We start from the raw sequence: 21249 nt of genomic DNA on the forward strand, positions 1-21249 counted from the left end.
CTCAATGCGTCCCCACGACGCGTCCCACAACGCACCCGAACACCTGACCGATGATGACGCCCACGAGCGCATCGAGCGTGAAGGCTAGCGTGCCGAAAGGAATCCGTTATCCCGGCAGTGAACGACCATAGTGGCTGTTCTCGACGACCTGGCTGCACGACGCACGGCGATGATCAGCAGCGCGATCAGGACAAACGGGGCAATTTGAACATGCAGCACGATCGCCACCGGATCCATCGCCAACGGTAATAACCACGCCGCCACGAGCACTTCCCTTTCACCGCGTAGCCAGCCGCTACGCAGGCCGGCCAGCGCTAGCCACCCGATTGGAAACGCTAGCCATGCGAGGTCATAGTCATACATGTAGGGACTGCAAAGGAATGTCGCTGCGAACAGAGTGGCGCCGCGCAGTTCCCAGTCTGCGCAACGGCGCCAGACGTACCACACGGCAATTACGGCGCCCGCAGCGACCAGGCCATGCACGGCATACGCGCCGATAACAGGCGTGCCGAGTAGCCGCAGGAACGCGAAGACGTTCGGCATCTTGGCCCAGGGGAGCACGCCGCTTTCGAGAAATTGCCGCGCATCGCCCAGTCCGGCAATACATCCTCTAATCGTGGCGGTCCCTAGCACTGCGGTACCGAGACCGAAAAAGCACAGGGCAGTCAAGGCGGCGGAGATCAACGTACGCCACGCGCCGATCGCGAGTAATGCGACCGGAAATAACACGGCAAGTTGGGGCTTCAGAGTGAGCAGCCCGATGAACACGCCGGCCAGGATGGGCCGCCGCCTGAGGCAAAGCATTGCGGTCCCGGCGAGCGCCGCCGTCAGGAACGCGTTCTGACCATGAAAGACGTTCATCCATAAGCCGGGGAACGCCGCCAGACACCACTTCGCGGTAGTGTTGAAAACGATGCGACGCAGGGCCAGCAGATAGCAGGCCAGCGTCGATAGCGTGAAGGTCAGATATGCCGCCAGGTAGGGCAATAGCGCCAGTGGCAGCACGACCAGATAGAAGCTGGGTGGATAGTACCAGGCGAAGATCGACTGCGAAGCAGGCACTGCGACCTGCACGGCCTTGAAAAACGACGAGAGGTTGTAGGCGTCCTCAGCATGCCCGGCAAGTGCGATATGAGAGGCAGCCCAGAACGCAATGAAGTCGCCGCCGAGGGGTTTGCCTTGCAGGTCCAGCAGATTCTTCGACAGGAGGACCCAGGCAATGGAGACGGCCACGATCAAACCCAGCACGGTTCGCGGGTAGATTTTGAGGCGCTCCTGATTCAGCCAGTGTGTACTGCGGCCCATGAACGGCTCCCCCGCAATTCCTGCTTGTGCATTGATTCCGCCAACGGTGGAATCGTGACAGTTTGGGGGAGTCACAAGAGACTGTTTGTCGGCAAACGAACAAACATTCTTTCTTTTTGTTCTCGGATGGCCCGTTCGTATGCGAGCGAGTCCGGCCGGAACGGGCGAGGGTTTTGTGCGCGCCGCTGGTGCTCACGCGCCGCGCGCAAACAACGCGCGCTTCATCCGCTGCAACGCTCCATAAGGCGTCACGAAATGCAGCAGGCTCTTGGCGATCCCCGCCCAGTCACGCCAATTCAACACGTTCAGATAGCGCGCCTGCAAACGCAGCGTGGAGGTAATCTGACGCCGCCGTTTCGTCGCGCTGATGCCACCTTCATTGAGCTCGTAATAAAGCCCAAGCTCCGGCAAGTTAGCGCAGTCATAACGTTCCATCAGGCGCAAAAACAGATCGAGGTCCTCAGCGGCCGGATACTGCACGCGATAATTTCCCACCGCGAGCACCGCATCGATTCTCAGCATCACCGAAGGATGTACGAGCGGCGAGCGCAGCATGCGCGTGCGGCGCAACGTGCGTGCATCGGCGGCGGGCCGCAGCATGAAGAGTGGCGCGCCAGCGCGGTTCACTACCTGCGTCCACGTCCCGAGCGCGGCCAGCCTGGGCTCCGCTTCCATACGCGCGCGCTGCTTCGTCAGGCGCTGTGGCGCGGCGAGATCGCCCGAATCGATGCGCGCCGCGTAGCGAAAGCCGCGCGCCTCAAGCGCGTCCACGCCAGCCTTTAGCGCGCGCTCGATCCCGCCGTTTTGCGGCATGCGCAGCACCTCGATCTGCATGCCCGGCACGCGCGGCGCGACGATCGGCGGCGTGCTGCCGTCGTCGACGACTAGCGCGTACACCGGCGCTTCTTCTTCGAACGAGGCGAGCGTGCGCTCGACGTCGGCCTGACCGTTGAAGGCGGGCATCAGCACGGCCACGTCGGCGAGTGCGCCGGTGCGTGCATCGGCGTGCGTGGCGGCGGGGGAATTCGTCATGAAGCCAACTTGAAGCGGATGTAATAGAAGTTCACGCAGGCCGCCGCGAGATAGCCGCACGCGAGACCGACGAGCGCGCCATAGGAACCCAGGCGCGGAATCGCCACGAGATTCACGGCAAACGCCACCGCGAGCGCGAGCAGCCATTTGGCGAGCAGCACGAACTTCGCCTGGTACTTGAGCACGACGAGATTGCCGATTGCCTCGATGCCCGCTGGCAGCGAAAGCCACACGGCCCAGCGGAAGATGCCGATCGCGTCCGCATAGTCCGGTCCGAACACGTGACCGATGATGAATCCCGCGAGCGCATCGAGCACGATTGCGCCCGCAACCATCAGCGCGGCGGTCATCGCGAAGAGGCGCACGAGATTGCGGCGCAGTTGCGCGGTCTGCTGCACGCGGTAGACGAAGGCGGGCGCGATCGTCTGCGAGAGCATGAGCGCGAGCGTGATCCAGTTTTCGTTGAGCTGCTGCGCGGCGGAGTAGCGGCCGAGATCGGCGAACGAGATCGTGCGCTCGAGCATGAGCCGATCGAGCTTCAGGAACAGGTACATGCAGATCAGGCCGAGCCAGAACACGGTGCCCGCGGTCGCGAAATGCTTGAAGAGCGTGCGGTCCACGTGCCAGCCGAGCTTGCCGCCGTGCTGGCGCCGGAAATAGAGCACGAGCGCCGCGCCGATGGCCGCCGATTCGAGCGCCCAGAGCCAGCCGAAGCTGGCGGGCGCGAACGCCGCGCGCGCGAGCAGGAACACGAGCAGCGCCTTGACCACGGCCGTGCACATGCTCGCGAGCAACTGCGGCTTGCTGTACGTCATGCTCTGTAGCCAGGCGTTGATCACGCCGACGAACGGCTCCCGAAACAGCATCGTGACGGCGAGCCCAGCGAGCATCGCGCCCACGAGCGGGTCGGTCACGCCCAGCGCGATTCCGCCCCAGGTCAGGAGCAGCGCCGCCGCCGAGACGCCGATACGCAGCGCGAAGGCGCTGCCGAGCACGGTGCCCAGCGCCTCGCGCGGTTTGTTCACAATGGTCGGCACGAGAATCTCGGCGCCGCAGACCCAGGTGATGGGCGCGAGCACGAGCAGCAGCGTGTTGGCGTATTGCCACTTGCCGAACACATCGGGGCCGAAATAGCGTGCGAGCACGCCGCTGATGACGATGGCCACGGCAATCTGCGTGACGCGTTCGAGGCCGAGCCAGACGATGTTGGCGAACGCGCGCCTCACGTCGGGGTTCGCGTAGCGTTTGAGGCTCAGCATCGCGGGGAAGCGCCGGTGGCGCCCGGGGCAAGGTGGCGGGCACGGCGCATGCTCGCGCATGGGGTCAGGTCCGACCTTGACGGGTCTGGCGCGGTTTTTGTCGTCTGAAGGAAACGGCGAGGCATTAAAATAGGTGCGTAATCAGCGGGTAACCGGCAGTAACCGAAAGGTAAGGTAACCACGACTGAGCAACGGCTGACGCCGAAAAACGGCAATTATAGTTGTAACGATTCCGACTTTTCGTAACCACTGGCCCCGCCACGGGTGAACCATGTTACGAATACACCCCGACTTTCAATCGCACTGTGAGCCTCACTATGATTTCTCAATCGATTTTCAAGGCCTATGACATTCGCGGCGTCATCGGCAAGACACTCGACACCGACACCGCACGCGCGATCGGCCGGGCGTTCGGCAGCGAGGTGCGTGCGCAGGGCGGCGATGCGGTGGTGATCGCGCGTGACGGCCGTCTTTCGGGGCCGGATCTCTCGGCGGCGCTGGCCGACGGCCTGCGCGCCGCGGGCGTGGACGTCGTCAACGTGGGCATGGTGCCCACCCCGGTCGGCTATTTCGCGGCCAGCGTGCCGCTCAAGCTGGCCTCGGGCGAGCGCAGCATCGACTCGTGCATCGTGGTCACGGGCAGCCACAATCCGCCCGACTACAACGGCTTCAAGATGGTCCTGCGCGGCAAGGCCATTTATGGCGACCAGATCCAGGCGCTCTATCAGCGCATCGTCGATAAGCGTTTCGAGTCGGGCGCGGGCAGCTACGCCGACTACGATATCGCCGATGAATATGTCGCGCGCATCGTGGGCGACGTGAAGCTCGCGCGCCCGCTGAAGATCGTCGTCGATACCGGCAATGGCGTGGCAGGTGCGCTCGCGCCGCGTCTGTTCAAGGCGCTCGGCTGCGAACTGGTCGAACTCTTTACCGAAGTGGACGGCACCTTCCCGAACCACCATCCGGACCCGGCCCACCCCGAGAACCTCCAGGACGTGATTCGTGCGCTCAAGGAAACCGACGCCGAAGTGGGCTTCGCATTCGACGGCGACGGCGACCGCCTGGGCGTGGTCACGAAGGACGGCGAGATCATCTATCCGGATCGCCAGCTCATGCTGTTTGCGGAGGAAGTGCTCTCGCGCAATCCGGGCAAGCAGATCATCTATGACGTGAAGTGCACGCGCAATCTGGCGAAGTGGGTGAAGGAGAAGGGCGGCGAGCCGCTCATGTGGAAGACGGGCCACTCGCTCGTGAAGGCGAAGCTGCGCGAGACCGGTGCGCCGCTGGCCGGCGAAATGAGCGGCCACGTGTTCTTCAAGGACCGCTGGTACGGTTTCGACGACGGCCTGTACACGGGCGCGCGCCTGCTCGAAATCCTCGCGCGCGTGGCCGACCCGAGCAAGCTGCTCAACGACCTGCCGAACTCGCACGCCACGCCCGAACTGCAACTGAAGCTCGAAGAGGGCGAGAACTTCGCGCTGATCGCGAAGCTCCAGAAGAACGCGAAGTTCACGGGCGCCGACGACGTCATCACGATCGACGGCCTGCGCGTGGAGTATCCGGACGGCTTCGGCCTCGCGCGCTCGTCGAACACCACGCCCGTGGTGGTGATGCGCTTCGAGGCGGACAACGACGCCGCGCTCGCGCGCATTCAGGCCGACTTCAAGCGCGTGATCCTCGCCGAGAAGCCGGACGCGAAGCTGCCGTTCTGAGGCTACGGTGTGCGTTTAACGCCGTCCTGACGCGATATTCGAAGTAAGGCCTAACGCGGCGCCGCGCGGTTTCACCGCCCGGCGCCGTGCCCTTTTTTGTCCGTCCGGTGGACGGCTGGTCGTTCAACTGCTACATGGGTGTTCGCTGGCACACACCTCATTTCGTTTTCCCCCGACACAATCTCCCAACGGATGAATCGCCACTCATAACATACCGATCGGGGGTCCTCTTGAAAGCGTTGGTTAGCCAGGAGGTCCAACAACCGGCGTTCTTCACACGGGAAAGAATCGCCGCGTACAGCAGCGCGTTGCTTGTCGGGCAGATCATTGTGATCGGGGTCTGGGTTGTGTCGTGCTGGCTATTGCACAGTCGCTATGTGCCGCCTCCCGGTCTCGACTTTCGCGTGTTCTGGAGCGCCTCCTTTATTTCCATCCATCAAGGGGCCATTGCTGCATTCAATCCAGATCTCCTGCATGCAGTCGAAAACACGTTGCTTCAAGGAACGGGAGTGGAAAGCCCGTGTGCCCTCTGGGTCTATCCCCCTCCGTTTCAGCTGCTCATCTTTCCGCTCGCGATACTTCCTTACCCTGCGGCGTATGCGCTGTTTTGCGGCGCTAGCATCGCGTGCTGTCTGTTAGCGTGCGCCCCATTGATGAAATCCAGGCCGCTGCCATGGGCGGCCGTCATCGCCTTTCCCGGCATTTGGGTCGCCACCATTCATGGCCAGAATTCACTGATTACGCTCGCGCTCGCCGCCGGCGCGCTGGGGTTACTCGAGAAACGTCCGGTTGCAGCCGGTGTGTGCGCTGGACTGCTTGTCATCAAGCCGCAGCTCGCGCCCATATTTCCTCTGCTTTTCCTGTTCGGCCGGAACTTCAAGGCGTTTTTTGCAGCCGCGGTGACAGCAGCACTGCTCTGCCTCATGAGCGGCATCGTTTTCGGGGCGCCTCTCTGGCTTCGCTTCTCCGAGATGGCTGCATGGTTCAGCTCGGCAGTCCAAAATAACTATGCCAACCTATGGGACGCCATGCCTACGGTCTTCGCGATCGCGCGTCACTCAGGGGCCAGCATCGCTGTCGCGTACGCGCTTCATGCATTTGTTGCCTTGGGCTCGTTGCTGTTCACGATCACGATATGGCTTCGCAAGCCGCACTCATCGCTGGCCAAGGCGGCAGCCGTTACGACCGCATTGCTGATACCGACTTATTTGCTGTACTACGACCTGGCATGGCTTCTGTTGCCAATTCTTTATCTAGCCGAGGATCTTCGGAAATCGCGTGGACCCGCGCGCGCGGAGTATATCGTTGCAGTGCTCGCCTGGCTCGCTCCTCTTGCGTCACTGATTACGTGGTTCATGCCCTTCAAGAGCCGGTGGGCAGCCGTCTTGCTGGTCGTCTTGATGGTGATCGTCGCCCGTCGCTTCCTTCAGGAAAACCGCTTGTAGCGGGAGGCCAGATTGCACACAACGAACCGAAGTCTCGAAGGCCTGCGCGGAATTGCGGCGCTTGTGGTCGTGATTTTTCACATGGAGATACTGTCTGCGTGGTCCGGGGTCATCCAGAACGGATATCTCAGCGTCGACCTTTTTTTCGTGCTTAGCGGGTACGTGATCGGCTCTGCTTACGCATCCCGGCTGACGAATACCCGCGAAGTTCTCCGCTTTCTGGTTCGTCGCGTCGGACGACTTTGGCCGCTGCACGTCGTCTCATTCGTGCTCTTTTACGGGCTGCTCTGCATGCACTCAGTCATGTCCAGGCAACCCGTCGTGGTACCGAACCCAGCGGAATTCGTTTCCCTGCTCACGATGACAAACGGATTCAATCTCTTTGACCACAACATCGGGAACAGTGTCAGCTGGAGTGCGGGGGATGAGCTTTACGTCTACATTCTTTTTGCGGCGATATGCATGGCACTGCGCATGCGAGTGTCGCTGCTCTTTGCCGCCCTCATGATTACGGGCTTCGCGATAGCTTTCCGGGTCAATGCCGATTCCTGCTTTAGATATGGCGCTTGCTACGACATGACCTATTCTTTCGGCTGGGCACGCTGCCTGGCTGGCTATTTTCTCGGTGCACTGTTGGCTCGACATGCAGACGCCCTGCATTTCCTGACGTCGCCAAAATGGCAAGTGATCGCAGCGCTCAGTGCGCTTGTGTTGCTCCAACTCACCGCCGTTGTGCCGGCACTTGCGTTTGCGGCGCCGATTGTATTTGGTTTGCTCGTCGCCTCATTGGCGCGCGACTGCGGACCCGTGGCCAGTCTGCTAAGCAAACGACCGCTGCAATACCTTGGAGAGGTGTCTTATGCGCTGTATATGAGCCATGCCATTTTCAGGGTCTACTTTGTGAATCTGGTCGACATTCCCGGACACCGTAATTGGGTATGGCAGACAGCTTGCTGCGCAGGCTTTCTCTTCGCTTCCTTCGCGCTCGCCCATTTCTTCCATCGATACATTGAGATTCCGTTGCGGGAGCGGATCTACGCTTTGGCCGACAAGTTGCCTTCCGTTCGGAGAAACGCAACTATGGGAGGGCGCCTTGAAGACTATAAATCGTAGCCTGCAAGGGTTGTGAGGTGCCCGGGCAGCCTCGAGCGGCATGGCGGCTATCGCCGATTCGATAGCCATGTGTGGGTTCGCGAACGATACCGCAGTTGTTCCGGCTGTCGTGCGGCTCGTGGTTCTCTCATACTTGGCGATACAAGCTATTGCGATGCACGACCGGAACGAAGCGCGCTACCTGAGCAAGAAGCGGCGCGCCAGCATCACCCGGCCCGAGCGTCGCGCATTTCAAGGAGCGACGGGGGATGCCGCGTATCATCAGGTTTGGAATCGCTGGGGTCATTGCGACCGGCGTTCATGTTTCGGTCGCCTGGTCAGTATTCAACTGGCTGGTCCGCGACTCCACCGTCGCTAATGTTGCGGCGTTCGTTATCGCCAACATTGTCTCGTTTCTGCTGCAGACGCTGTGGAGCTTTTCGTCGCGTCCGACCGTAGCGCGCTTTCTGCGCTTTGCCACAGTCTCGATCGCAGGGTTTCTGGCCGCGGCACTGATCCCTTTGCTGTGCGGGCGGGAGACGATCTGGCTGCCTACCTTCGCCGTGGTTCTCTGCATACCCGCGCTGTCTTACGTTTTGCATGCCCGATGGACCTATCAGACGGTGTGACCATGGACGAAAAGACCGTTCAATCCGCCTGTGTGCCGTTGCATCGACCGCCCCGCTGGCTCGACGCGCAACGTATTCGCGCCTACGCGGCCTTCGTGCTGCTGGTGAATATCGGCTACTTCTCTCTGCGGATATGGCTCGGAGCGATCGACCCCGTGCCCAACGTCAGTCCGCCTGGCTGGGATTTCGCCGTATTCTGGAGCGCCTCCTGGCTCGCGTTGCACGGGCCGGCAGTCAATGCGTTCGATACCGCGCTGATCGAGCCGATTGCCTTGCCGCTTCAAAACATGCTGCCATCCCCGTTCGTCACGCCGTGGACCTATCCGCCGACGTTTCTCCTCGTCATGCTTCCGGCTGCCTTATTGCCGTTCCAGGTCTCGTGCATCGCGTACGTCTCGGCCTGGATTGTCCTCGCGTTCAAGGCGTGCGCACGTATTCTGCCACCGGTACGGGACTTGTCATGGTGGCTGCCGGTCGTCGCTTTTCCCGCAATCTGGGTGACCATAGGCGCGGGGCAGAACTCGTTTCTGACGTTTGGACTCCTGGGGCTTGGCCTTGTCTGTCTCGATCGGCGGCCATGGCTCGCAGGAATTTTATTCGGCTTGCTTGCTATCAAGCCGCAGCTGGGTCTCATGATTCCCGTTGCGCTGTTGTTCGGCAGGAATTGGCGCGCGTTCGTCTCGGCGGCACTGACCGTTGGCGTGTTTTGCGCGCTTTCGGGGTTCGTGCTCGGATTCGGCACATTCTCCCGGTTTGCCGAGGCGCTGCCCGCGTTTAACCAGTTCGTGGTCCAGTATTCGGACCGCTGGCCGCGCGGCATATCGACGGTGTTCGGCGTCGCACGGCATTTCGGGGTGGCGGTGTCGACAGCGTATCTGCTTCACGCGGTGGTGGCGGCGCTGACTGTGAGCGTCGTTGCATGGCTTTGGGCCGGGCGGGCAAGTTTCGAGTTGCGGGCGTCGGCGCTCGTGCTTGGCACGCTGCTGGTGCCGACCTATTTGATGCCCTACGACTTGCTTTTGCTGGGCTTGCCCATTTTGTGGCTGGTGCGGGACAGCGCCCGCAAAGGCTGGATTCGGGGCGACGCCATGGTGATGGTGTGCGCGTGGCTTTCGCCGGTTGTCGCTTATACGCCGGGAGATTGGGCGGCCGGCGCTTATGTGCCGTTCATCGTATTCGCGTTGCTGCTGGTCGTCGTGCGGCGCCATGTTGCTCAGCGGGCCGTACACACTAACGAATGCGCCTGCACGGTCGCGGCGGAGTGCGGTGGCTCGCGCTGAACTTCGCTGACTCGATCTCTGTCTTCTGCTTCCCCGCGTCACATCGGAGGGCAGCTTGAAAACGATAAATCGAAGCCTGGAGGGCCTGCGCGGCGTGGCAGCGCTGCTGGTCATGCTGCTTCACATGGGGCTGCTGTCACGCTTCTCCGGCGTTATCCGGAACGGCTATCTCGCCGTCGACCTTTTTTTTGTGCTGAGTGGATTTGTCATCTTCTCGGCCTACGGCGATCGACTCAAAACCGGCCGTGATATTCGGCGTTTCGTCGCGCGCCGGATCGGGCGCTTGTGGCCGCTGCATATTGTTACCGCGATCCTTTTCTATCTAATCGGAGGATTGCCCTTGATGCTCGCACTCAAGGGCATGTATGTGCCGACAGCAGGGGAGGCGTTGTCAATCGCGACCCTGACTCAGGGGTTCAATCTCTTCGATCATTCCATCGGCAATCCAGGCGCCTGGAGCACCAGCGACGAGTTTTATGTTTACCTCTTGTTCGCGGGCATTTGCCTTATCGCACGTAGCCGCACACAGATGGCTTTCGCATTCGCTAGTGCCGCCGTATTCGGACTCGCGACCGCGATTTATGTTGATGCAGCGTCATGCACACACAACCCTCCCTGTATGGATTTATACATTTCCTTTGGATGGGCGCGTTGCCTTGCAGGATTCTTTGTCGGCGCGCTGGTCGCGCTTTTCCGCAATCACCTGCAATCACTTTCCGCACCCTGCGTCCAGTTCGCCATGGCCGTCGCTACGCCTGTGTTTATTGCAAGCACATCCGCATTGCCTCTTGCCGCTTTTGGGGCGCCCTTCGTCTTTGCCTTGCTCATTGCGTCGCTCATTTCCGATCGCGGACCGCTAGCGGCGCTCCTGCAAACGCGCCCGACGCAATATCTGGGCAAGGTTTCCTACTCCCTTTATCTTGGACATTCCCTGTGCGTATTGCCGCTCGCTGGATGGCTCTTGTACGGGAAGTCCGGAATTGCATATCAACTGACGGGCGGTGTGGCTTTCCTTTGTGCGTCTTTTTCCGTGACTCACTTGCTGCACCGCTACGTTGAAATCCCGTTCCGGGACCGGGTCTATGCGTGGGCCGACTCGCGTGCAAACCATCACATGCCGCCATCTGCGCCGAGCTGCGCTGAAGATCGCAGCAGCCGCACCGGAGCGTCCGCCCGCTAGTACCGCAGGATTTCTTGTCAGAGGGTGTGCTTCTCAAAGAAAAAAGGAGTGGAGGGCGGCTTGAAAGCTACAAACCGAAGCCTCGAAGGCCTGCGCGGCGCGGCAGCGCTACTCGTCGTGCTCTTCCACATTGGTCTGCTGTCGCCTTTTTCAGCCATCATTCGAAACGGCTACCTCGCGGTTGATCTTTTCTTTGTACTGAGCGGATATGTGATTTGCTCTGCATATGCAGACCGGCTGGAAACCGGGCGCGACGTATGGCGCTTCATCGTGCGCCGAAGCGGGCGCTTGTGGCCGCTGCATATTGTTACCGCCATTCTCGCTTATGCGTTTTTAGGCGTGATTTTCGCGCTCGGCGGCAAGCATCCCCATGTCCCGACGGGCGGTGAACTGATCGCTATCGCAACGCTGACACAGGGACTCGCTTTCCCCGACCGCGACATCGGGAATCTGGTCGCCTGGAGTACGAGCGATGAGTTCTACGTTTATCTTCTCTTCGCGGTAATTTGCCTGCGCCTTCGACGCTGGCGGACAACCGCGTTCGCGTGCGCTGCCGTCGCAGGACTTGCCATTGCCCTTCACGTGGGCGCAGGAAGTTGCGTTTCTATCCATCGCTGCATGGACCAGCATGCTTCGATCGGCTGGGCGCGATGCCTTGCGGGATTCTTTGTCGGTGCGCTGCTTGCTCTCTCGCGGACCCGCCTGCAGTCGTTTGGTACGCCGGCTGTCCAGATCGCCATGGCAATTGGCAGCCTTGTGTTCGTCGCTGGGACGTCTGAATTTCCTCTTTCAGCCTTCGCGGCACCCCTTGTGTTCGCTGCGCTTATCGCGTCGCTCATCGCCGACTGCGGGCCGCTCGCGACAATCCTCCAGACTCGCCCAATGCAGTATCTCGGCAAGATTTCCTACGCGTTGTATTTAGGTCATGGCGTCGTTGTGCTGCCGTTTGCAGGATGGCTGAACCAAAGCCAATACCCAATCGGATATCAACTGGCGGCTATTGTTGTACTTCTCTGTGTGTCATTCGCGCTTGCCCGGATCTTGCACCGGCATATCGAAGTCCCTTGCCGCGACCGCATCTATGCATGGTCTGATTCACGTCTTGACCATGACATAACGCGGCCATCAAGGGGTTTCCCCGAAGACCGGCCGTTACCTTGATCAGGCCGGTCGGCCCGGCCGTTCCGCATCGAAAGCCGCTCTCGAGCGACGCATCACCGGCCAGCCGCCCGGACCTGCGACGCACTGCGCCCGCGAACCAGTTCCAGCGCTGCGCCTCTGCTATGGCCTTCTGCACGTTCGACGGGCAAGGTGCTGATCTTGGTGCGCGACTCGTAGCGCCGGCGCACGAGGTAGATGGGGCGCTCTTTCGACTCGTCATAAATGCGCCCGATGTATTCGCCAATGACACCGATGCCTGTCAACTGAATGCCGCTCATGAACAGCACCACGGAGATCAGAGACGCGTAACCGGGGACCGGATTGCCGAACAGCAACGTGCGAGCGATGATGACGCCGCCATAGCAAAAAGCTAGCGCGGCTATCGCGCAACCAATATATGTCCAGCTACGCAACGGTACGGTGCTGAAACTCGTAATGCCTTCCAGTGCGAAATTCCACAGGCGCCATCCCGAGAACTTGGTCTTGCCTGCGGTGCGTGGCGTGCGTTCATAGTCGATGGTCACCGAATTGAACCCGACCCACGCAAACAGACCTTTCATGAACCGATGTCGCTCCGGAAGGCTGCGCAGCGCATTCACGACCTGGCGATCCATCAGTCTGAAGTCGCCAACGTTCTCGGGAATCTTGAGTTCCGAGAGTGCGTTGTGAACGCGATAGAACAACGCTGCGGTCGTGCGCTTGAGGAAGGAATCGCACGCGCGGCTCGCGCGCCGCGCGAGCACGACTTCGGCGCCTTCGCGCCAACGCTCGATCATCTGGGGGATCAACGAAGGCGGGTCCTGCAAGTCCGCATCGATGACGACAACCGCATCGCCCGCGGCTTCGTCGAGGCCCGCTGTGAGCGCCGCCTCCTTGCCGAAATTGCGCGAGAGGTCGATGACCCGCACGCGCCTGTCGCGCTGGCTCACCTGAACCAGTCTGTCAAGCGTGGCATCGCGGCTGCCGTCGTTCACGCAGACGATCTCGAAGCGGATCGATTCGACCGACTCCATCGTCGCGATGATTTGCGTGAAAAACGCTTCGACACCGTCCTGCTCGTTGTAGAACGGTGCAACGATGGAGATGAGCGGGTTCGAGAACGCGGATCTGGCGCGGCGCGTTTCCTCTGCGATAGGCCTGTTCATGACGTTGACTCCCTTGTTACAACGAGGTCGCGTGGGTGGCGATGGCCTGCGCGTTGCGCTCGCGCGCAATCTGCGCGACCAGCATCCAGAGCGTGGCAATCGAGATGAGTGGGGTGAACGGGACGTGCAGATTCGACACGAGCGTGAGTCCGGCGATGGGCGCGAGCCAGAGTACGGCCAGCCATTCACGTTGTCCGCGCTGGAACCCGTGTTCTCTCGCGTGCGCGGTCACCCATGCGATCAGGATTCCATACCATGCGAGGTCGTAATCGTAGAGGTACGGGCTCACGAGCAAGCTGGCGCAAACGAGTACCGCGGCGCGCAGACCGAAGGCGCTTGGGCGGCCCCATGCATAGCAGACGGCGGTGGCGGCGCACACGACGGACAGGGCTTGCGCGGCGGCGGCGAGGGCCGTTGGCGCATGGAGCAGCTTGAACGCTGCGAACAACGTGGGCACTCGAAACAGCAGTGCCCGTCCGGTTTCGACGTAGCTGTTGGCGAGCGCCATGTTGTGAAGGAACGCGACGAACGTTTCGGTGCCGAACGCCAGCACGGCGAACGCCATCGAAATCGCCACGCCGGCGATCATCGCGCCCAGTGCGCGCCACGAGCGCGAAGCGAGCAGCGCAAGCGGAATCAGCACGGCAAGTTGCGGCTTCATGGCAACGAGTGCAAAGCACAGCCCGGCCAGTATCGGGCGGCGGCGCAGCAGCACCAGTCCGAGCCCCGCCAGCGACGCCGTGAGCAAGCCGTTCTGGCCGGACGTCAGCACGAGCGCGGAACCCGGGAAGGCGATCGCGATGAGTGCGGTGCGCGGGTGGGGCACGATTGTCCTGACCACCTTGACGAACAGGGCGAGCGTGCCGAACAGGAAGATGGGCGCCGAAAGCGTGAACGGCAGCAGCGCCAGCGGGTAGACGAACAGCAGAAACGTCGGCGGGTAGAGCCAGGGGAGGACGCCGACGGGGCGGCCGGCCACATGCTCCTCGATGGGCGTCAGGATGCTGAGGTTATAGGCGTCGGCCGCGTGCCCCTGCAGGGCAAGATGCGAGGCGCTCCAGAACGGCAGGCAGTCCACGGCGAGCACGCTCATCTGTGGATCCTTCAGCCACACCAGGTGATACAGGTAAGCCAGCGCAACCCCAACGTAGTAGATGAGCGCCCCAAGCGGATAGATCCACAGGCGTTGCCCGCTCAACCAGTGCGAGCGCTGCGCTCCGGCGTTGGGAGACTGCGCGGGAGACTGCGCGGGAGACTGCGCGGACGCCGCCTTGGCCGCGCCGGTCAGTTCACGGAGGGTCGTCGGGTTCATTGAGTGGCCTCTCGCCTGATGGAATGGGTGCGTTCGATGCGCGCTCGGCGCAGTACCACGAGCAGCATGAGCAGCAGGATCACGGGGCCGACTTGCGGCAGCCTGAGTACCTGATTGAAGAACTCATACGCGGGCAGGAGCCAGGCGAGGAGCAGCACGGGCTGCTCACCGGCCAGCCATCCGCGACGCAATCCGGTCGCGAGCAGCCCCGCGCATGCCAGTCCGAACCACGTCAGTTCGTAGTGCCAGACATAGGGGTTGACAATCAGCGTGGCGGTCGCGAGCGCGGCGGCGCGCATGGCGGTGTCGCGCGTCGTGCGCCAGACCTTCCATGCGCCGCAGACGGCGATGACGGCAACGGCTGCTTGTGCGAGTCTTGCGACGATCAGCGACGCGTCCATGAGCCGGAGCGAAGCGAACACGGACGGAGAAGCGAGCCAGAAGCGAACGTCGTGCTCGAGGAGTAGCTCGCGCGCCATGCCGACGTTCCCGGCGAACAACCGAAGCGAAGCGGGCCCGCAAAGCGCCACGCTTGCGAGCGCAAGGAGCACGGCCGTCACGGCGGCGTATCCGAACACCTTCCAAGCGCGTGCCGCGACCAGGACGAGTGGGAACAAGACCCCCAGTTGCGGCTTGATCGCTAGCAGTCCGATGCAAATTCCGGCGATCACAGGACGCCGGTCGATCGACGCGATGGCCAACGCGGCGAGCGCCGCCGTAATCAAACCGTTCTGCCCGAAGATGGCGCACACCAATACGCAGGGCATGGCGAGCACGATGTAGCGGGCCGTGGCGATGCCGAGCGCGCCCTGTGCGAGCCCGGAAACGCGAACGGTTGCGTAGACATACGCCGACGCGCTCGCGGCAAGGAAGGCAAAGTAAGCAAGCGGAAGCGGCAACAGCGCGAGCGGCGTAATGAATAGCAGAAACGTGGGGGGATAAAGCCAGGGGACAAACGCGCTCTTGGGCAGGCCGCCCGTGGCTGCGACCACGATCCGGGAGAACGCCGAGTAATCGAAGACCGTGGCGGCTTGACCCTGCAGGACTGCGTGGCTGGCCGACCAGAACACGCGCAGATCCGAGCCTGGACGCCATCCGCCTGGTTCGGAAAAGCCGCGCGTCACCACCGCCCATAACACCACGAAGCCGACACCGATGACGAGCATGGCGGTGCTGTAAACAATGAGCCGGTCCCGCGAAAGCCAGGAGCACGCTATCGAGTGCGAACGTGTGGCATTCCACTCTAGTGGTCGCATTTTTTTCAGCCCCCGCTGATTTTTTCGGATTGGCGGCGCCGCCGCCGTTTTTTTGCCCCGTACACGCGAGAAGTGCGATGCATGGCAGTCCTCTGGCGTGTTGCGGGATTATGGTGAGCAGGGCGTTTTCGGAGCAACACAGAGTGCGTCGCCAGCGTTCGGGAGCGAACACTGACGGGAGAGGATCGAATCTGGGCGAAGGCACGTGTCGTTTATTTCGGCCTGCTGGCCGACGTTGCGCGGCGCGTTCGTTAAGCGCGGTGCCCCACATGTCGAACGTCAAAAGTGCCGAATATGAGCGCCGGCGAACGCGCCATCGTTGCGGATGTGTCCGAGCGCACAAAGGTATCGGTTTGGCTCGCGTAGAACTGCGCCTGAGGCTACCGAGCTGATCTGGTGAGGTAGTCCCACCCGCCCTCAAAACCACATGGAACGGGGGTTCACCATGTTCACATCCATTCGGAGATCCAAATGAAAAAGATCGTCGCCCAGGCAAAGCACTTTGTTCGTGATGAAAACGGCATTACGGCTCTCGAGTACGGCATCCTCGCCGGCCTGATCACTGTCCTGCTGATCGCCAGCATCGCAACGATCGGCTCGGTGCTCAAGAACGTGTTCTCCGACATCGCCGCGGCGGTCTAGCGGACGCGTTGGCGAGTGGGTGCGCAACGCGCGCACACTCGCCCAATTTCAAAACAAACGGACGTTGACGCTGGAACTGCTCGAGACCGCATTCGGAAACGTCTGGAAACCGGGCGTCCTTCATAAAGCGTCGTGTGCCGTGAGGCAGGTCCGCGACGTGAAGCATTTCCGAATGCGGTTTTGCGATTCAAGGGCAGCGGCGGGAAATGATTTCAGGCGTGGCCGATCGCACAAAAGTATTAATTTGAGTCGCGTAAAACTGCACCCCGAGACTAGTCCGCCAGGTTAAGTGACGTAGTCCCACCACCCTCAAAACCACATGGAACGGGGGTCAACCGATGTGCACATCCATTTGGAGATCAAAAATGCAAAACATCATCGCTCAGGCAAAGAACTTTGTTCGTGACGAAAACGGCATTACGGCTCTCGAGTACGGGATTCTCGCCGGTCTGATCACCATCTTGCTGATCGCCAGCATCGCAACGATCGGCTCGGTGCTCAAGAACGTGTTCTCCGACGTTGCCGCAGCGGTCTAAACGATGCATGGGCGAGTGGGTTTGCCGCGCGCGCCACACTCGCCCAGTTTCACCCGCTTTCCGAATAGCGTTTTGCAATTGAAGGGCAGTCGCAGGAAATGACTTCAGGTGTGGCCGATCGCACAAAGTTATTGATTTCGGACGGGTACAAAGTGCGAACGCGGCTGCTGAACTGCCCACGGTGAGGTAGTCCAACCAGCCCTCAATCCCACATGGAACGGGGCACAGAAGTTCACTTTCATTTGGAGATCGAAATGCAAAGGATCATCGCTCAAGCAAAGGACTTCATTCGCAACGAAGACGGTATTACGGCTTTGGAGTACGGGATTCTCGCGGGCCTGATCACGGTCCTGCTGATCGCCAGCATCGCGACCATCGGTTCGGTGCTCCAGAACGTGTTTTCCGATATTGCCGCCGCAGTCTAAGAAACAGGGCCGGGGAGCGGACAAATGGATTTCACAATGCTTTCGGTTTCCTTGCCGCCGCAACCCGTTCCGCTGTGCGTGATCGCCCTGGTGATCCTCGCTGCCAGCACGGACATCGTCAGCCGCCGGATTCCGAACCTGCTGATCGTGCTGGGGCTGGTTTCGGCGCTCGCGGTCCAGATCGCGCTGCGCGGAGCACTCTCAGGCAGCGCGATCTGGCTGGGCGGCGCGGCGACCGGGTTCGCGCTTTTGCTGCCGTTCTACCTGCTGCGGGGCATGGCTGCCGGCGATGTCAAGTTGCTGATGATGCTGGGCGCCTGGCTCGGGGCGGCCGCAACAGTCGACATCGCAGTGAACACCTTCATCATCGGCGGGGTGTGGTCGCTAGGCGTCGCCCTGATGCGGGGGCGGTTGGTCCGTCTGATAGGAAACGTCGTGGCGTTGCTTGCAGGGTCTGGCCGGTTCATGCGCGCATCGGGCGTGTCCCCTGGTGTCAGGGTGGCGCGGGAGTCGGTTGGGTCGATTCCCTATGGGGTTGCGATCGGCGCGGGAACCGTAGTGGTGCTATTCGCGATGGTGCGCTAAAGCGCTGGCCGCAGCGCAGTTTCTGGCGGTAACGTGCCCCGGCGGCCACTTGGCGGGGTTCGAAAGAAGATCGAACTTTCTCGAAAGCATATGGGGGTTGTCATGAAAAACGGCCGCGCGCTTGCCATGCTCGCGATAGCTCTGTTGGCCGGTCTGGCCGCAGTGGTGTTCGCTTCCAAATGGTTGCTGCAGACGTCCTCGGGGGCCACGGTACCCGTTGCCGTCGCATCCGACGATATCAATCTCGGTCAGCCAATCAATGAAACGATGATCCGAACGGTCAACTGGCCCAAGGACAGCCTCCCCCCCGGAACATTCAGTGCGCCGAAGGACCTGGACGGTCGCGTGGTGCGCGCGAGCCTCACGCGCGGTGAGCCAGTGCTCGATTCGAAGCTCGCGCCCGTGGGCACCAAAGGCGGTCTGTCCGCTGTGATTGGCGAGGGGCGTCGAGCGATCACGGTGCGCGTGAACGACGTGGTAGGCGTAGCCGGCTTTGCGTTGCCGGGTAACTACGTCGACGTGATCGTCAACACGCAGGAGCCGCAGAAAAAGACCGACACCCAGGAGCAAAGCATCTCGAAGATCGTGCTCGAAAAGATTCTGGTGCTGGCCGTCGCGCAGCAGGTCAACCGCGACGACACCGCGCCGAAGGTCGTGAACGCCGTGACCCTGGAGGTGACGCCCGAGCAGGCGGAGAAGCTCGATCTGGCGCGCAGCGTGGGCACGCTCTCGCTCGTCCTGCGCAACCAGGTGGACGACAAAAAGCTCGTCACCGACGGTGTGACCAAGCAGACGCTGCTGGGCCATGCAGCGCCGCTGCCGGCGTCGGCGCCCGAGCCGGCTCGCCCGGTGCGGGTGAAGTACGTGGCCCATGCGCCGGTCAAGCGTGATTGCATCGGCGTGCTGTCGGGCGTCACGGGTAGTCAGGAGTGTTTCTGAAGCAACGCAGAACGGACGCCCAAGCCCGGCGTTGACCACCCGGGACAGGGCGCGATAGCAGCGAAGCCGCTACTAAAACGCTGGTAAAGCACGGGGTATAACGATATGGATACCAAAGCAAACGTGGGGTCCACGGGGGCCTGCAAGGACATCGGTCCGTGGCGTGTCGCGACGCTGGCCTGGGTGTGCGCGGGCTTGATGAGCTCGACACCTGGCTGGGCGCAGGAGCCGGCCGCAAACGGGGCGCCTGAGAAGTCCGCCGCGACGGCTCAGGTTCCCATGGGCAAGGGCCCCATGCAGATGACCATCAGCATGGGACCTGCGCAGGGCGCCAACGCCGCGCCCAAGGCCGTGGCGGGACCGCTGCACGGACCGAGTTGCGTGGGGGCCATTCGTGGCGAGAGCAGCGTGGTCGTGCCGCTCGGCAAGTCGACGCTGGTGCCGATCGACGAGCCGGTGCGCAATCGCACGATCGGCAATCCAGAGATCGCCCAGGCGACCATGGTGTCGCCGCAGACGCTCTACCTGGTCGGCCAGTCGGTGGGAACCACCAACATGATCATCCAGGGCAGGAGCGGTGCGTGCCAGGTGATCGACGTGATCGTCAGTGCCGACTCGGGCGGCCTCCAGGCCGCGCTCGCGCAACTCATGCCGCAAGAGCGCGACATCCGGGTTTCGACAGCCGCCGACAACCTCGTGCTCGCCGGTCACGTGTCGAGCGCACAGGCGGCGCAGCAGGCCGTCGAAATCGCCAAGGTGTTCGGCGTGAGCGGCGGCAGCGGGTCGAAGTCGGGCGGCGTGATCAACATGCTGAGCGTCGACGCGCCGCAACAGGTCATGCTCGAAGTGAAGGTCGCCGAAGTCGACAAGACCCTGATCGATCAGCTCGGCTCGGCAATCAATATTCAGGGCGGCTTCGGGTCGTGGACGGGCGCGCTCGTGAGCAATCTGCTCGCGGGTGTCTCGAGCGCGTTCCTGGCGTCCAAGGCGAACAACCGGCCGTTCAATCTCGGTATCGATGCGCAGAAGACCGACAACCTCGTGAAGATCCTCGCGGAGCCGAATCTCGTCACCATCAGCGGTCAGGAGGCCACCTTCCTCGCCGGCGGCAAGATCTTCATCCCGGTGCCGCAAAGCGGCGGCGGCACCTCGGCCACGGCGATCACGCTGCAGGAAGAGGAGTTCGGCGTGGGGCTCAAATTCACGCCGACGGTGCTCAGCAACGGCCATATCAACCTGAAGGTCGCGCCGGAAGTCTCGGAGCTGTCGCCCACGGGCGTCACGTTGAGCGCGTCGAACGTGAGCGGCGTAAGCATCCTGCCGCTCATCACGACGCGGCGCGCTTCCACCACGGTTCAGATGGCCGATGGCGAGTCGTTCGCGATCGGCGGGCTCATCAACAACAACATTACGGGCTCGCTCAAGGCCGTGCCAGGCCTGGGTGAGATTCCGGTGCTGGGCGCGCTGATGCGCAGCACCTCGTTCCAGCATGACCGGTCGGAGCTGATCTTCATCATCACGCCGCACCTCGTGAGGCCCGTGAAGAGTATCGCGCAACTTCAGATGCCCACGGACAGCTTCTCGGAACCCATCGAGGCCGATGTGTACGCAACGGGCGACATGGAAGGCCGTGCCAAACGCAACCAGGGACGCTTCGCACCCGCGGCACCCGCTCCGGTGGCACCCTCGGGCGCTCAGGCCACGCCGGCCTCGCCAGCCGCACCCGCGTCGGCGCCGGCCGTGCCCGCCGCGCTGCCCGCACCGCAGGTCTCTTCGCGGCGCGAGGCGCCGGCGACCTCCGGGCCGGCACCCGAGGAAGCGGTTGCCCTGCCGGTCGCCACACAGCAAGTGAGCGTGCAGTCCCTCGCGCCGCCAGCGGGCGACGACAGCGCAGCGCGTGCGCAGCGCATCGAGCACGAAGCCGCCAGCATCGCGTCGAACCAAACCGTTCATTGAACCGGCGATCAGGAGACCAGCATGAAACTCGATACTTTCGCATTCTTTCGCCGGCTTCTGCTGATCGCGCCGCTCGGCGTTTCGCTCGGCGGTTGCATGACCAGCTCGCCCATCTGGGAAGCGCATTTCGGCGAAGCCCTGCACCACTCGATGCAAGCGCAGATCATCGACCCGGACGCGGCCATGCGCGTGAGCTCGCAGCCTGGCGTGGATGGCAAGGCCGCTGCGGCGGCGATGGACCAGTACGACAAATCGTTTGAGCAGCCACCGGTGTCCACGTCGCCCTACACGATTGGCGTGAGTTCGGGAAAGTAAGCAGGTTCCCGCGAAACAGGTCGGAGAACGAAACAACACCGGG

The 21249-nt window shown here is 62.1% G+C and carries 20 protein-coding genes; 14 read left to right on the top strand and 6 right to left on the bottom strand.

Translation table 11 applies throughout. From position 1 onward, the window contains the following. Window positions 1-84 precede the first annotated feature (84 nt). From L5014_RS18025 to L5014_RS18035, 3 genes are all read right to left on the bottom strand, one after another. Window positions 85-1305 (bottom strand): glycosyltransferase family 87 protein, encoded by a 1221-nt coding sequence (locus L5014_RS18025; protein ID WP_238465100.1) that lies wholly within the window; start codon window positions 1303-1305, stop codon window positions 85-87. Window positions 1306-1497: 192 nt separating this feature from the next. After that, window positions 1498-2337, bottom strand: a complete 840-nt coding sequence (locus L5014_RS18030; RefSeq protein WP_238465101.1) for a glycosyltransferase — start codon at window positions 2335-2337, stop codon at window positions 1498-1500. Beyond that, window positions 2334-3596 carry an oligosaccharide flippase family protein gene (locus tag L5014_RS18035; protein ID WP_238465102.1) on the bottom strand — a complete coding sequence of 421 codons (1263 nt, stop codon included), beginning with the start codon at window positions 3594-3596 and terminating at the stop codon, window positions 2334-2336. The genes L5014_RS18030 and L5014_RS18035 overlap by 4 nt, the downstream gene beginning before the upstream one ends. A 317-nt stretch (window positions 3597-3913) precedes the next feature. On the opposite strand from L5014_RS18035, the gene L5014_RS18040 reads away from it, so the two are divergent. From L5014_RS18040 to L5014_RS18070, 7 genes are all read left to right on the top strand, one after another. Beyond that, the gene (locus L5014_RS18040; protein WP_238465103.1) at window positions 3914-5308 is read left to right on the top strand and encodes a phosphomannomutase/phosphoglucomutase; all 1395 of its coding nucleotides are present in this window, start codon (window positions 3914-3916) and stop codon (window positions 5306-5308) included. Window positions 5309-5538: 230 nt separating this feature from the next. Continuing rightward, window positions 5539-6753 carry a glycosyltransferase family 87 protein gene (locus L5014_RS18045; protein WP_238465104.1) on the top strand — a complete coding sequence of 405 codons (1215 nt, stop codon included), beginning with the start codon at window positions 5539-5541 and terminating at the stop codon, window positions 6751-6753. A 12-nt stretch (window positions 6754-6765) separates the two neighbouring features. Continuing rightward, a complete protein-coding gene (locus tag L5014_RS18050) occupies window positions 6766-7866 on the top strand; it encodes an acyltransferase family protein (protein ID WP_238465105.1) in 1101 nt (366 codons plus the stop codon). Window positions 7867-8114: 248 nt separating this feature from the next. After that, window positions 8115-8474 carry a GtrA family protein gene (locus tag L5014_RS18055; protein WP_238465106.1) on the top strand — a complete coding sequence of 120 codons (360 nt, stop codon included), beginning with the start codon at window positions 8115-8117 and terminating at the stop codon, window positions 8472-8474. A gap of 95 nt (window positions 8475-8569) precedes the next feature. Continuing rightward, window positions 8570-9754 (top strand): glycosyltransferase family 87 protein, encoded by a 1185-nt coding sequence (locus tag L5014_RS18060; protein WP_238465107.1) that lies wholly within the window; start codon window positions 8570-8572, stop codon window positions 9752-9754. Window positions 9755-9809: 55 nt separating this feature from the next. Further along, on the top strand, window positions 9810-10934 hold the full coding sequence (locus L5014_RS18065; protein ID WP_238465108.1) for an acyltransferase family protein: 1125 nt from the start codon (window positions 9810-9812) through the stop codon (window positions 10932-10934). Window positions 10935-10994: 60 nt separating this feature from the next. Next, window positions 10995-12095, top strand: a complete 1101-nt coding sequence (locus tag L5014_RS18070; RefSeq protein ID WP_238465109.1) for an acyltransferase family protein — start codon at window positions 10995-10997, stop codon at window positions 12093-12095. A gap of 53 nt (window positions 12096-12148) precedes the next feature. Here the strand turns inward: L5014_RS18070 and L5014_RS18075 are convergent, their stop codons facing one another. The 3 genes from L5014_RS18075 to L5014_RS18085 are packed head-to-tail and all read right to left on the bottom strand — an operon-like array spanning window position 12149 to window position 15718. After that, complete coding sequence (locus L5014_RS18075; RefSeq protein ID WP_238465110.1) at window positions 12149-13240, bottom strand: glycosyltransferase family 2 protein; 1092 nt, start codon at window positions 13238-13240, stop codon at window positions 12149-12151. Between the two features lie 16 nt (window positions 13241-13256). Next, the gene (locus L5014_RS18080; RefSeq protein WP_238465111.1) at window positions 13257-14552 is read right to left on the bottom strand and encodes a glycosyltransferase family 87 protein; all 1296 of its coding nucleotides are present in this window, start codon (window positions 14550-14552) and stop codon (window positions 13257-13259) included. Beyond that, window positions 14549-15718, bottom strand: a complete 1170-nt coding sequence (locus L5014_RS18085) for a glycosyltransferase family 87 protein (RefSeq protein WP_238465112.1) — start codon at window positions 15716-15718, stop codon at window positions 14549-14551. Before L5014_RS18085 ends, L5014_RS18080 begins: the two co-directional genes overlap by 4 nt. A 561-nt stretch (window positions 15719-16279) precedes the next feature. Here L5014_RS18085 and L5014_RS18090 point away from each other — a divergent pair. The 7 genes from L5014_RS18090 to L5014_RS18120 all read left to right on the top strand — a co-directional run bounded on the left by L5014_RS18090 (window position 16280) and on the right by L5014_RS18120 (window position 21206). Next, window positions 16280-16450 carry a Flp family type IVb pilin gene (locus L5014_RS18090; protein WP_238465113.1) on the top strand — a complete coding sequence of 57 codons (171 nt, stop codon included), beginning with the start codon at window positions 16280-16282 and terminating at the stop codon, window positions 16448-16450. Between the two features lie 365 nt (window positions 16451-16815). Further along, entirely contained in the window at window positions 16816-16986 is a 171-nt protein-coding gene (locus L5014_RS18095; RefSeq protein ID WP_238465114.1) for a Flp family type IVb pilin, read from the top strand. A 254-nt stretch (window positions 16987-17240) separates the two neighbouring features. Continuing rightward, entirely contained in the window at window positions 17241-17411 is a 171-nt protein-coding gene (locus tag L5014_RS18100) for a Flp family type IVb pilin (protein WP_238465115.1), read from the top strand. Between the two features lie 24 nt (window positions 17412-17435). Then, window positions 17436-17996 (top strand): A24 family peptidase, encoded by a 561-nt coding sequence (locus L5014_RS18105; protein ID WP_420800090.1) that lies wholly within the window; start codon window positions 17436-17438, stop codon window positions 17994-17996. A 102-nt stretch (window positions 17997-18098) separates the two neighbouring features. Next, on the top strand, window positions 18099-18935 hold the full coding sequence (gene cpaB / locus L5014_RS18110; protein ID WP_238465116.1) for a Flp pilus assembly protein CpaB: 837 nt from the start codon (window positions 18099-18101) through the stop codon (window positions 18933-18935). 105 nt (window positions 18936-19040) lie between these two features. Then, window positions 19041-20891, top strand: a complete 1851-nt coding sequence (locus L5014_RS18115) for a type II and III secretion system protein family protein (protein ID WP_238465117.1) — start codon at window positions 19041-19043, stop codon at window positions 20889-20891. Window positions 20892-20912: 21 nt separating this feature from the next. Beyond that, window positions 20913-21206 carry a hypothetical protein gene (locus L5014_RS18120; protein WP_238465118.1) on the top strand — a complete coding sequence of 98 codons (294 nt, stop codon included), beginning with the start codon at window positions 20913-20915 and terminating at the stop codon, window positions 21204-21206. Window positions 21207-21249 lie beyond the last annotated feature (43 nt).

Source organism: Paraburkholderia tagetis, assembly GCF_022213065.1.
Lineage (GTDB): Bacteria > Pseudomonadota > Gammaproteobacteria > Burkholderiales > Burkholderiaceae > Paraburkholderia > Paraburkholderia tagetis.